This window comes from Shinella kummerowiae, assembly GCF_009827055.1.
Lineage (GTDB): Bacteria > Pseudomonadota > Alphaproteobacteria > Rhizobiales > Rhizobiaceae > Shinella > Shinella kummerowiae.
Genome location: NZ_WUMK01000009.1, coordinates 165,494 through 177,092 on the forward strand (window position 1 = coordinate 165,494; position 11,599 = coordinate 177,092).

Consider the following 11,599-nt stretch of genomic DNA (forward strand, 5'->3'; position numbering starts at 1 on the left):
ATTTGAGCGACACGATTTATTCCGGCGGCTGCCTGTGCGGCGCCATTCGCTTCGAGGCGACGGGGCCGGCGGAAAAGCCGCATACCTGCTCCTGCCGCTTCTGCCAGCAGCATACCGGCGCGCCAACCGCCGCCTGGGTGGAGTTTCCCACCGACCGCCTGAAATGGACGGGACCAGGTGCAAAACCCTCGACTTGGCGGTCCTCGGACTATTCCAGCCGCGCCTTCTGCCCGGCCTGCGGCAGCTCCATCGGCGCGATCGACGACGAACCGGTCGTGGCGCTGCTCATCGGCGGCTTCGACGATCCGGCCGATCCGGCGCTGGCACCGCAATACCATTCGTTCGAGGATTGCCGGCCCGGCTGGCTGCAGGTCGAGACGGCGTCAGGCGAGGAATGATTTCAGCCAGTCGCGCACCGGTTGCGGCACGCTGACGGGCTGGCGGGTCGCCGGATCTACGGCAACCCAGACGATCTCCAGATCGGCGACCGGAGCGTCCTCGCAGGACATGGCGACGGTGAAGCTGAGCGAGGTTGCGCCAATGCGCGCCACCGAGACCTTCAGGCGGGCGATGTCATCGAGCCTGAGCCCGCGATGGAAGGTGCAGCCGGATTTGCGCACGAAATAGACCGGATCATTCGCCCCTTCGGGCCGGTGCCGCCACAAGCCGGCGACGGCGGCTTCGGCATGGGCATAGTAAGCGGCATTGTGCATATGGCCGTGCATGTCTATATCGCGGAAGGGTATGCGGACGTCGCTCACCGTGATGTCTGCCGCCTGTTCCACGTCGACTCCCGGGATAAAACCATGCTTCGTGCCGTTGTTAGAGCGTTCGGCGATCCCCGGCAAGTGATCGGCCTCGAAGAGCTGGAGCGGGCTGCGCCCGGCCCCGGCGAGGTGGAGATCCGCATCCGCCGCGCGGCCATCAACCCGTCCGACCTCATTCCCGTCACCGGCGCCTATCGCAGCCGCACCACCCTGCCCTTCGTGCCCGGCTTCGAAGGTGTGGGCGAAATCGCGCGACTTGGCGAGGGTGTCGACAGCCTCGCCCTCGGTCGGCGCGTTCTGCCGATCGGCGCGAGCGGGCTGTGGCAGGACTATCTGGTCCGCCCGGCCGAGCGGTGTTTTGCGGTGCCCGACGATCTTTCCGACGATCAGGCGGCCATGGCCTATGTCAACCCGCTGACGGCCTTCCGGCTGGTCGATGCCGCGCAGGCGCATTTCGGCAGCGCGCGCGGCCAGCCCATCGGCGTCACCGCCGCAGCCTCCGCCATCGGCAAGATGCTGCTGGTGCTGCTGGCGGAGGCCGGGTTCCAGCCGGTCGCCCTCGTGCGCAGCGCCGCGACCGCGGCGCGGCTGAAGCAGAGCTTTTCCGGCGAGATCATCGCGCAATCCACACCACCGCTCGACGCGGTTCTCGATGCGGTTGGCGGCGAGCCCGGCAATGCGCTGTTCCGGCACATCCACGCCGGCGGCGCTTTCATCCAGTATGGCGCGCTCTCCGGCCTGCAACTGGATCCGATGCTGGTCGCCGAACGCCGCGAGGACGTCGCGTTCTCCTTCCTCTGGCTGCGCAACTGGGTGCATTCGGCCCCGCGCGCCGAGATCGAGGACGCCTTCGCGCGCAGCTTTGCCGGCATCCGCGCCGGTATCCTCGGCTCCGCCGTCGACAGTGTTTTCGCCCTGTCAGACCTTGCCGCGGCCCTTGCCCGGCACGATGATCCGGCACGCGACGGAAAACTCATCCTTGCGCCGTGACGGTTGAAAAGGGTGGACACTGGCCCATTTCCCGTGGACCTCGCCAACCGCAATGGATAGCTTCCGGCCATGACGACGTTTCTCTTCGAGAACCCGATCTTCCTCGAGCATCACACGCCTGAGGGCCACCCGGAGCGGTCGGACCGCATCCGGGCGATCAATCTCGCCCTGGAACACGAGCGCTTTTCGCCCCTCGTGCACGAAAAGGCCCCGCAGGCGAACGAGGACTTCGTGCTGCTCGCCCATCCGGAAAGCCATCTCAGGGCGGTGATGTCGGCGATCCCCGAAGAGGACACCAACCAGGTCGAGGCGGATACCTATGCCAGCCCCGCCAGCTTGCAGGCCGCGCTGACCGGCATTGGCGGCGCGATTGCCGCCGTGGACGCGGTGTTTTCCGGCAAGGCGGACAATGCCTTCGTCGCCGCCCGCCCGCCCGGCCACCATGCCGAGCGCAACAAGGCGATGGGCTTCTGCTTCTTCAACAATGCCGCCATCGCCGCCCGCCATGCGCAGAAGAAGCACGGCGCCGAGCGCGTCGCCATCGTCGACTGGGATGTGCACCACGGCAACGGCACGCAGGACATTTTCTACGACGACCGATCCGTGCTGTTCTGCTCGACGCACCAGATGCCGCTCTATCCCGGCAGCGGCGCGAAGGACGAGACGGGGGCCGGCAACATCGTCAACGCGCCGCTGTCGATGAACGACGGCAGCGATCATTTCCGCGAGGCCTTCAAGTCGCGCGTGCTGCCGCGCGTCGCGGACTTCAAACCCGACATCATCATCATCTCCGCCGGCTTCGACGCGCATCACCGCGATCCGCTGGCGCAGATCAACCTCGTCGCCGACGATTTCGACTGGGCGACGGCAAAGCTGATGGAACTTTCCGAAAAATCGGCGAGCAACCGGGTGGTCAGCCTGCTGGAAGGCGGCTACGACCTGACCGGCCTTGCCGAATCCGCCGCCACCCATATCTACCGCCTGATGAGAGGCTGACCATGAGCAACCCCGCCCCTGCCGCCCCGGATGTTTCCGCCCTCACCTTCGAACAGGCCGTCGAGGAACTGGAAAAGATCGTCGCCGCCCTTGAGCGCGGCGACGTGCCGCTCGACCGCTCGATCGAGATCTACGAGCGTGGCGAAGCGCTGAAGAAACATTGTGAAACGCTGCTGTCGGCCGCCGAAAACCGCATCGAAAAGATCCGCCTCGACCGCGCCGGCAAGCCGCAGGGTACGGAGCCGCTCGACGGGGCGTGAGCCTCAGAGCTGTGCGGCGATCGCGGCCTTGTCGATGATAGACCAGACAGTGCGGATGCGTGCATCCTCGAACTCGTAGAAGACGTTTTCCGTGAACGAGACCTTCCGGCCGCTGACCGGGAGGCCGAACAGGTCGCCGACGGGCGTGCAGTCGAACAGCAGCCGGCTGGCGATGTGCGGCGGGTCGGCGACCAGGAAATCAATGGTGAAGCGCAGGTCGGGAATGGCGCGAAAATCGCCTTCCAGCATGGTGCGGTAGCCTGACAGGCCGATGCGCGCGCCATTGTAATGCACGTCCTCGTGGACGAAGCTGCCGAGGTTCGGCCAGTCCTGCTTGTTGAGGCAGCCGATATAGCCGCGATAGAGGGCTGCAATTTCGTCCCTGGTCATGCGTTTTCTTCCTGCTTCCGGCAGTGGATGCCTCCAATATGGCGCGGCCCGCCATAAAGGCCAGAGGCATGAAAGACTTACCACAGCGTCAACAGGGGCCACCCTATCCCTCCCCCTCCGCGCCCGTTAGCATGCGGGCACCAACCAACGACAGGAGGGCGCAATGAGCTTCTTTCCCGGCAAGGACCCCGAGGCTGGCGATGCACCGGCATGCGACGCGCTGGAGCTGCTGATCATTCCGCGCACCAGCGATATCGGCGGACTGGAGGTGCGGCGTGCGCTGCCGACGGCAAAGCGACGGCTGGTCGGCCCGTTCATCTTCTTCGACCGCATGGGTCCGGCGCTGTTGCGCGCGGGCGAGGCGATCGACGTCAAGCCGCATCCGCATATCGGACTTTCCACCGTCACCTATCTCTTCGACGGCGAGATCAAGCATCGCGACAGTCTCGGCACCGAAATGGTGATCGCCCCCGGCGACCTGAACCTGATGACGGCCGGGCGCGGCATCGTGCATTCGGAGCGCTCGCCGGAAAACCTGCGTGGCCATCCACAATCCATCTCCGGCCTCCAGACATGGCTTGCGCTGCCAGACAGCCATGAGGAGATGGCGCCGGTCTTTGCCCACACGACGAAGGCCGAGCTTCCGTCTTTCTCCGCCGACGGCATCACCGGACGCACCATCATCGGCAAATACGAAGGCCACGCCTCGCCCGTCAGCGTGCCGACCGATACGCTCTACACCGACCTGATGCTGGCGCCGGGTGCTGCCGCGCCGCTTGCAGCAGATTGGGAGGAGCGCGCGGTCTATGTGCTTTCCGGCACGCTCGACGTGGCCGGCGATGTGTTCGAAGCGGATCGCCTGCTCGTCTTCCGCCCCGGCGATGCGATCACCTTGAAGGCAGGGCCACAGGGCTGTCACATCATGCTGTTCGGTGGCGCGGCGCTCGGCTCGAAGCGCTACATCTGGTGGAACTTCGTCTCCTCCTCCAAGGAGCGCATCGAGCAGACCAAGGAGGAATGGCGCACCGGCCGTTTCGATATCGTGCCCGGCGACGAGGAAGAGTTCGTGCCGCTGCCAGCGGGATAATACATAGGCGATTGGCTATTTAATTGAGATGCGACCTGCATCTCTCCCGCCCGCACCCGCTATCCTGTTATGCCCATCCGCTCTATCATAGCTGTGGACGAGAAAGAGGAAGCAAGAGGGCTTGACCAATCCATAGCCATACGGCTATAAGAAAATCCATAGCCATTGAGGTATGGATTAGTGACCGAACCGCAAGATACCCTGTTCCGCACGCTGGCGGACCCGACACGCCGGGCGCTGTTCGAGCGGCTTTGCCGCGAGGGCGAAAAGACCGTCGGCGCACTGACGGCCCAGGCCGGCGTTTCACAGCCGGTCGTCTCCAAGCACCTCAGTCTGCTCAAGCAGGCCGGCCTCGTGCGCGACCGTCACGAGGGTCGCCAGACGCATTACAGCGCCCAGCTCGGCGCCCTTGCCCCGCTGGTCGACTGGACCAGCCAGATGGCGCGGTTCTGGGAATCGCGGTTCGATGATCTTGAAAATTTGCTGAGGAGAATGGACCAATGACCGTTGCATCAGAAACGCGTTCCGTCGTCGTCGAGCGCGATATCGCCCACCCGCCGGAAAAGCTCTGGCGCGCGCTGACGCAGCCGCACCTGATTACGGAATGGCTGATGCGCAACGACGATTTCCAGCCCGTCATTGGCAAGACCTTCCGGCTCAGCGGCGACTGGGGTGGTGTCGATTGCGAGGTCTTGACCATCGAGCCCGGCAAAACGCTGACCTATACCTGGAACCACGCACACGAGGATCCTGCCTTTGATCTGCGCAGCGTGGTATCCTTCACACTCACGCCAACGGCCAGCGGCACGCTTTTGCGCATGGAGCAGACAGGCTTCCGGCCAGAACAGAAGCAGGCCTTCGGTGGCGCCCGCCACGGCTGGCAGGCGCATTTCACGAACCTCGAACGGGTTCTGGCGGGACTGGAATAAGGAGGAACGGCAATGCGCTGGAACATGCGGATCCGCCAGATTCACCGCTGGCTGTCGATCATCTTCACGCTCGCCGTGATCATCAACATCGCGGCAATGACGCAGACGGAGCCGGCCATCTGGGTCGGCCTGCTCGCGCTCTTCCCCCTCATCCTGCTGTTGCTCAGCGGGCTCTACCTGTTCGCCCTGCCCTATCTGACCCGGGCACAGAGGGGCTAGGAGGACCCTATGGCAGACAAGACACCGGAAAAGCCCGTGCTTCTGTCGGGCGGCAATCCGCAGATTGCCAAGGGTTACGGCGATGGCCCGATCCAGGCCTATATAGCCGCCATGCCCGGCTGGAAGAGTGATGTCGGCCGCAGGCTCGATGCGTTGGTCAAGAAAACAGCGCCGAATGTCTACAAGGCGGTGAAATGGAACTCGCCGTTCTACGGCATCGAGGGCGAAGGCTGGTTCCTCAGCTATCACTGCTTTGCGAAATACATCAAGCTGACGTTCTTTCGCGGCACCTCGCTCGATCCGGTGCCGCCGGTCGCCTCCAAGACGCCGGAAACGCGGTACTTTCACATTCATGAAGATGACGATCTCGACGAAGCGCAGCTTGCCAGCTGGATCAAACAGGCGAGTGAGCTTCCCGGCGAGCGGCTGTAGGAAAACGAGAGGATACAACCATGGACCAGGCCAGCAGCGAAACGGAATCCCCTTCCAGGCAGATCGACAAGAGGATCGAAGACCTCGCCGACTGGCGCGGCGAGACGCTCGCCCGGCTGCGCGCGCTGGTGAAGGAGGCAGACCCCGAGGTCGTCGAGGAGTGGAAATGGCGCGGCGTTCCGGTCTGGGAGCACGACGGAATCATCTGCACCGGCGAGACCTACAAGGCCGTGGTGAAGTTGACCTTCGCCAAGGGTGCGTCGCTCGACGATCCGGCCGGCCTGTTCAATTCCAGCCTTGAGGGCAATACACGCCGCGCCATCGATCTCCATGCGGGCGAAGCGATCAATGAAGAGGCCTTTAAAGCGCTGATCCGCGCGGCCGTCTCGCTCAACAGTGCGGCCCGCGCCAAGAAGAAGAGATAGCGCGCCCTCCACCGCTGTCTGCAAAATGCCCGAATTGCCGGACAGAAGGCGGCCCTGCGTCGGTTTGCATAGTATCAATCCGGCGAAATACGCTCTAGACTTGCTGAAACGGTTGAAATTGCGCGCCGCATTCTGCATGTGACAGGCTAGCGCACTATATAGACCGCATGCCCGGGCCGTGCCTCCGCAAGGGAGCCATCGCCAGCGGGCGTGACAACGAGGCATGAGAGTGACACAAACGCCAGCCACCCCGCTGCTCGACAAGGTTCGCATTCCCGCGGACCTGAAGGCCGTCGATGACCGTGACCTGCCGCAACTCGCCAGCGAGCTGCGTGCGGAAATGATCGATGCCGTGTCGCGCACCGGCGGGCACCTTGGCGCGGGCCTCGGCGTGGTGGAACTGACCATCGCCATCCACAAGGTTTTCGACACGCCGAAGGACCGGCTGATCTTCGACGTCGGCCATCAGTGCTATCCGCACAAGATCCTCACCGGCCGGCGCGACCGCATCCGCACACTGCGCCAGGAAGACGGCCTGTCCGGCTTCACCCGTCGCGCGGAAAGCGAATACGACCCGTTCGGCGCCGCCCATTCCTCGACGTCGATTTCCGCCGGCCTCGGCATGGCGGTGGCGGCCGATCTTTCCGGCGACCATCGCAACGTCATCGCGGTGATCGGCGACGGCGCCATGTCGGCTGGCATGGCCTATGAAGCGCTGAACAATGCCGGTGCGCTCGATGCGCGCCTCATCGTCATCCTCAACGACAACGACATGTCGATCGCCCCGCCGACGGGCGCGATGAGCGCCTATCTCGCCCGCCTCGCCTCCGGCCGCACCTATATGGGCTTCCGCGATTTCGGCAAGAAACTGACGGCCTATCTCGGAAAGAAGGTCGACCGCGCCATCACCCGTGCCGTCGAGCATGCGCGCGGTTATGTGACGGGCGGCACGCTGTTCGAGGAAATGGGTTTCTACCATATCGGCCCGATCGACGGTCACTCCTTCGAGCATCTGCTGCCGGTGCTGCGCAATGTGCGTGACAATTCCAAGGGTCCGGTGCTGATCCACGTCGTTACCCAGAAGGGCAAGGGTTATCCGCCGGCCGAAGCCGCCGCCGACAAGTATCACGGCGTCAACACCTTCGACGTCATCACCGGCGCGCAGGCCAAGGCCAAGCCGAATGCACCGGCCTACACCTCCGTCTTCGCCGAAGCGCTGGTACAGGAAGCCGGTTTCGACGAGAAGATCGTCGCCGTCACCGCCGCCATGCCGAACGGCACCGGCCTCGACAAGCTTGCCGCCGCCTATCCGTCGCGCACCTTCGATGTCGGCATTGCCGAGCAGCATGCCGTGACCTTCGCCGCCGGCCTCGCCGCCGAGGGCTACAAGCCGTTCTGCGCGCTCTATTCCACCTTCCTGCAACGCGGCTACGACCAGGTCGTGCATGATGTCGCCATCCAGGGCCTGCCGGTGCGTTTCCCGATCGACCGCGCCGGCTTCGTCGGCGCGGACGGCCCGACCCATGCCGGCTCCTTCGATACGACCTATCTCGCGACGCTGCCCGGCTTCGTGGTGATGGCGGCTGCCGACGAGGCGGAGTTGAAGCACATGGTGCGCACGGCCGCTGCCTATGACGACGGCCCGATCTCCTTCCGCTATCCGCGCGGCGAAGGTGTCGGCGTGGAAATGCCGGCGCGTGGTGAAATCCTCGAAATCGGCAAGGGCCGTCTGATCAAGCAGGGCAGCAAGGTCGCCCTCCTCTCCTTCGGCACGCGCCTGGCCGACTGTCTGCTGGCGGCTGAAGACCTCGATGCTGCCGGCCTTTCTACGACGGTCGCCGATGCGCGTTTCGCAAAACCGCTCGACCACGATCTTGTTCGCCAGCTCGCCCGCCACCACGAGGTGCTGATCACCATCGAGGAAGGCGCCGTCGGCGGCTTCGGCAGCCATGTGCTGCAGTTCCTCGCCATGGAAGGCTTGCTCGACCACGGCCTGAAGGTGCGCCCGCTGGTGCTGCCGGATATCTGGATGGAACAGGCCAAGCCCGACGCCATGTACGCCAAGGCCGGCCTCGACCGCGCCGGCATCGTCTCCACCGTCTTCCAGGCGCTCGGCCAGAAGGCTGTGGGTATCGGCGCGGCGGGCTGATCGACCACCCCTCGAAGACCCAGGGCTTTCCGCTTCTCTTCTGACGCGGGATGCCCTTCCAGTCTGCTGTAAGCGACGGTGACACCCCGTCACGCTTTCTCAACCATCCCGTTTTGCAACCGCGTAACCACGTCCCTTGGGCGTCCGGAAACCTCCGGCTGCTAGTGTCCCGTCCAACGATAAAAACGACCGGACAGGGATTTCCACACCATGCGATATGCACTGCTTGCGGCTGTTGCCGCCACGCTTTGCCATGCCTCCATCGCCGCTGCCGAAGAGCGGCCTATGCACGACCCCGCCATCGAGGCGGCGGCGATCGCCATTCTGCAGAAGAAGCTGCCGGACATTCGCAAGACGCATGATATCGGCGACAATCCGCGTTTCGTGCGCGAGGCAAGGCCTCACACGCAGCCGCAGGGCATTTCCGCCCTCGCCGGCCTCGATGCGCTGGATGGTCTCGCAGGCCGCATCATCTGGCTCTAGGCGCAACGTCCCAAACAAAACGCCCCGGTGATGAGCCGGGGCGTTTTTGGTTCTGTCGCTTCAGAATTCCGTCCATTCCTGCGCGACAGCGGCGTTTCCATGGCTGGCCAGCGACCGTCGTGGCGTGGGTCTCGCCGCCGTCTCCATCTGGCGATGGACGGCGCGCAGGTCCCGGGTAACGCCGGAGACATTGGGCAGCGCGAAGCGGGAAATCTGCTCGCGCAGCCGCACCGCTTCATTGGCGAGAGACGCGCTGGCGGCATTGGTTTCTTCGACCATCGCGGCGTTGCGCTGCGTCACCTGGTCCATCTGGTTGACGGCGGTGTTCACCTCGCTGAGGCCGACCGACTGTTCGCGAGCGGAAATGGCGATGGCATCCATATGCTGGTTGATCGTGCCGACATGCACGCTGATCGCCTGAAGCGAGACGCCGGTATCCTGCACCAGCCGCACGCCGCCCTCGACCTCGGTGCTCGACTTGCGGATCAGCTCCTTGATCTCGCGCGCCGCCTGGGCCGAGCGCTGCGCCAGTTCGCGCACCTCCTGCGCCACCACGGCAAAGCCCTTGCCCGCCTCGCCCGCCCGTGCGGCCTCGACACCGGCATTGAGCGCGAGCAGGTTCGTCTGGAAGGCAATCTCGTCGATGACGCCGATGATGTTGGAAATCTGGCCGGACGAGTGCTCGATGCGCTTCATCGCCTCGATGGCGCCGGCGACGATTTCGCCGGATTTCTGGGCGCTGCGGTTGGCTTCGCCAGCGACGGCGCGCGCCTCGTCTGCCCGCTTCGTCGAGTTGGCTACATTGGCGGTGATCTCGTCGAGCGCTGCGGCGGTCTCTTCCAGCGAGGCGGCCTGCTGCTCGGTGCGCTTGGAAAGGTCGTCCGCGCTCACGCTGATCTCGCGCGAACCGTCGTCGATCGAGCCGCTCGAGGTCGCCACCGCGCCGAGCGTCTCGCCAAGCTGAGCGACCGCCGTGTTGAGGTCATGGCGCAACTGCTCGAAATCCGGGGCGAAGGCCTCAGTGAGCTGGAAGCTGAGATCGCCGGCCGCCAGACGGCGCAGGCCTCCGGCAAGGCCGGAGGTCGCCTGCTGGAGCCGCGCCTGGGCGGCGGCTTCCGCATCCTCCTGCAGGCGAATACCTTCCGCCTCCGCGCGGCTGCGGTTTTCCGCGGCTTCCGCTTCGAGCCGGCGATTGGCGATGGCCGCCTGCCGGAACACTTCCACGGCACCGGCCATCTCGCCGATCTCGTCGCGGCGGCCGGCATAGGGGATGGCCGAGGCGGTATCGCCGCCGGCAAGCAGCGTCATCGCCTTCGTGGTGGCAACGACCGGCCGGGACACCGACCGGCCGATGAGAAGCACGGTCGCGGCAATGGTGGCGATCGCAGCGAGGATTGCGGCGATTGCGATGGTCCGGGTCTTGGCAAGGGCGGCGACGCTGTCCGCTTCGGCCTTCGCCTTGTCGCTCGCGATGCCGGAGGACATCTGGTCGAACACCGGCTCGACCGCGGCGAAGGCATCGGAAACGCCCTTGCTGGCGGCGGCTTCCGTGCCGGCAATGGCGGCGTAGTCGTCAAACGCCTTGCCGTAGTCGTCAAGCGCCATGAGGATCGCTGCCTGGTTTGCCGCGCCGCCAAATTTTTCGGCCGGCGTCTTGGCAAAAGACGCCCGCTCCTCGGTATGTTTCGCAACATATTTCGCATCGCGCCGCATGATAAAATCCTTCTCGTGGCGGCGCATCGTCAGCATGCTCGCCTGAAGGCCCTTGTCATCGACGGACTTCAGCAGTTCCTCGATGGAGTGCACCGCCGCGCGCATGGCGCCTTCGCGGCCCGAGGACGGATCGAGACCGAGCGCGATGCTGGCGTCGGCCAGCGTTGCAAAGCTCTGCTGGTAGGTGGTGTAGCCATCGGAGATTTTCTGGAGGTCGGCGCGCGTCGCCGGGTTGTCGACAAGACCGCCGAGCGTGGCGAGCGTCTTTTCCGCGCGTGCGGAAATCTCCTTGTGGGCGGCGACATATTTTTCATCGCGGCGCAGCAGAAAATCCTTCTCGGCCCGCCGGTTCTGCAGGAACTCGATTTCCAGCGCGCGCAGTTCCGTCTCGGCACTGCGATGGCGCTCGACCCTTGCGCGATAGTCGTCGGCGATGCGTTGCTCGACGGAAAAGATGCCGACGATAAGAAGAATGCCCGCGACGGCTATCGGCGCCATCAGGCCGATCCGGTGGGACAGACGTAGGGTCATGCGTGCTCCTTGTGCCCGCTTGCCACGGGTCCAATCCACAAAAATGTTCGAGAAGCCCCCTTCGCGTGGGGCAGACGCCGGCCTCATGCCAGCATAGGCTTAATGAATCCTGACTGTCATAATTTAAGGAAATGTGAATGTAGCGGTGCCGCTTCTTGTCTTTCCGACCGTCCCGGCGATTCATGTGGGGCGGAATGCGCCGGACGGGGCTTGCCACCTGCGGCGCAA

At 64.6% G+C, this 11,599-nt stretch carries 15 protein-coding genes; 12 read left to right on the top strand and 3 right to left on the bottom strand.

Features of this window, described 5'->3' with window-relative positions:
- Positions 1 to 2: 2 nt before the first annotated feature.
- Positions 3 to 398 carry a GFA family protein gene (locus GR138_RS22945; protein WP_160861587.1) on the top strand — a complete coding sequence of 132 codons (396 nt, stop codon included), beginning with the start codon at positions 3 to 5 and terminating at the stop codon, positions 396 to 398.
- On the opposite strand, the gene GR138_RS22950 is transcribed toward GR138_RS22945, so the two are convergent.
- On the bottom strand, positions 384 to 785 hold the full coding sequence (locus GR138_RS22950; RefSeq protein ID WP_338091144.1) for an acyl-CoA thioesterase: 402 nt from the start codon (positions 783 to 785) through the stop codon (positions 384 to 386). The genes GR138_RS22945 and GR138_RS22950 overlap by 15 nt on opposite strands.
- 21 nt (positions 786 to 806) lie before the next feature.
- Here GR138_RS22950 and GR138_RS22955 point away from each other — a divergent pair, with 21 nt between their 5' ends.
- The 3 genes from GR138_RS22955 (at position 807) to GR138_RS22965 (ending at position 3,013) form a co-directional block, all read left to right on the top strand.
- The gene (locus tag GR138_RS22955) at positions 807 to 1,757 is read left to right on the top strand and encodes a zinc-dependent alcohol dehydrogenase family protein (RefSeq protein ID WP_160861588.1); all 951 of its coding nucleotides are present in this window, start codon (positions 807 to 809) and stop codon (positions 1,755 to 1,757) included.
- 69 nt (positions 1,758 to 1,826) lie between these two features.
- Positions 1,827 to 2,753, top strand: a complete 927-nt coding sequence (locus tag GR138_RS22960) for a histone deacetylase family protein (RefSeq protein ID WP_160861589.1) — start codon at positions 1,827 to 1,829, stop codon at positions 2,751 to 2,753.
- Between the two features lie 2 nt (positions 2,754 to 2,755).
- Positions 2,756 to 3,013 carry an exodeoxyribonuclease VII small subunit gene (locus GR138_RS22965; protein WP_160861590.1) on the top strand — a complete coding sequence of 86 codons (258 nt, stop codon included), beginning with the start codon at positions 2,756 to 2,758 and terminating at the stop codon, positions 3,011 to 3,013.
- A gap of 3 nt (positions 3,014 to 3,016) precedes the next feature.
- Here the strand turns inward: GR138_RS22965 and GR138_RS22970 are convergent, their stop codons facing one another.
- The gene (locus GR138_RS22970; protein ID WP_160861591.1) at positions 3,017 to 3,403 is read right to left on the bottom strand and encodes an ester cyclase; all 387 of its coding nucleotides are present in this window, start codon (positions 3,401 to 3,403) and stop codon (positions 3,017 to 3,019) included.
- 163 nt (positions 3,404 to 3,566) lie between these two features.
- Here GR138_RS22970 and GR138_RS22975 point away from each other — a divergent pair, with 163 nt between their 5' ends.
- From GR138_RS22975 to GR138_RS23010, 8 genes are all read left to right on the top strand, one after another.
- Positions 3,567 to 4,490 (top strand): pirin family protein, encoded by a 924-nt coding sequence (locus GR138_RS22975; RefSeq protein ID WP_160861592.1) that lies wholly within the window; start codon positions 3,567 to 3,569, stop codon positions 4,488 to 4,490.
- A 180-nt stretch (positions 4,491 to 4,670) separates the two neighbouring features.
- Positions 4,671 to 4,994 (top strand): metalloregulator ArsR/SmtB family transcription factor, encoded by a 324-nt coding sequence (locus tag GR138_RS22980; protein ID WP_160861593.1) that lies wholly within the window; start codon positions 4,671 to 4,673, stop codon positions 4,992 to 4,994.
- A complete protein-coding gene (locus GR138_RS22985) occupies positions 4,991 to 5,419 on the top strand; it encodes an SRPBCC family protein (protein ID WP_160861594.1) in 429 nt (142 codons plus the stop codon). Before GR138_RS22980 ends, GR138_RS22985 begins: the two co-directional genes overlap by 4 nt.
- 12 nt (positions 5,420 to 5,431) lie before the next feature.
- A complete protein-coding gene (locus GR138_RS22990) occupies positions 5,432 to 5,638 on the top strand; it encodes a hypothetical protein (protein WP_160861595.1) in 207 nt (68 codons plus the stop codon).
- A 9-nt stretch (positions 5,639 to 5,647) separates the two neighbouring features.
- On the top strand, positions 5,648 to 6,070 hold the full coding sequence (locus GR138_RS22995; protein WP_160861596.1) for a DUF1801 domain-containing protein: 423 nt from the start codon (positions 5,648 to 5,650) through the stop codon (positions 6,068 to 6,070).
- Positions 6,071 to 6,090: 20 nt separating this feature from the next.
- A complete protein-coding gene (locus GR138_RS23000) occupies positions 6,091 to 6,495 on the top strand; it encodes a DUF1801 domain-containing protein (RefSeq protein WP_160861597.1) in 405 nt (134 codons plus the stop codon).
- 229 nt (positions 6,496 to 6,724) lie between these two features.
- Positions 6,725 to 8,644 (top strand): 1-deoxy-D-xylulose-5-phosphate synthase, encoded by a 1,920-nt coding sequence (gene dxs / locus GR138_RS23005; RefSeq protein ID WP_160861598.1) that lies wholly within the window; start codon positions 6,725 to 6,727, stop codon positions 8,642 to 8,644.
- Positions 8,645 to 8,854: 210 nt separating this feature from the next.
- A complete protein-coding gene (locus GR138_RS23010) occupies positions 8,855 to 9,127 on the top strand; it encodes a hypothetical protein (RefSeq protein WP_160861599.1) in 273 nt (90 codons plus the stop codon).
- A 60-nt stretch (positions 9,128 to 9,187) separates the two neighbouring features.
- On the opposite strand, the gene GR138_RS23015 is transcribed toward GR138_RS23010, so the two are convergent.
- Positions 9,188 to 11,371 (bottom strand): methyl-accepting chemotaxis protein, encoded by a 2,184-nt coding sequence (locus GR138_RS23015; RefSeq protein ID WP_246200636.1) that lies wholly within the window; start codon positions 11,369 to 11,371, stop codon positions 9,188 to 9,190.
- Between the last annotated feature and the right edge of the window lie 228 nt (positions 11,372 to 11,599).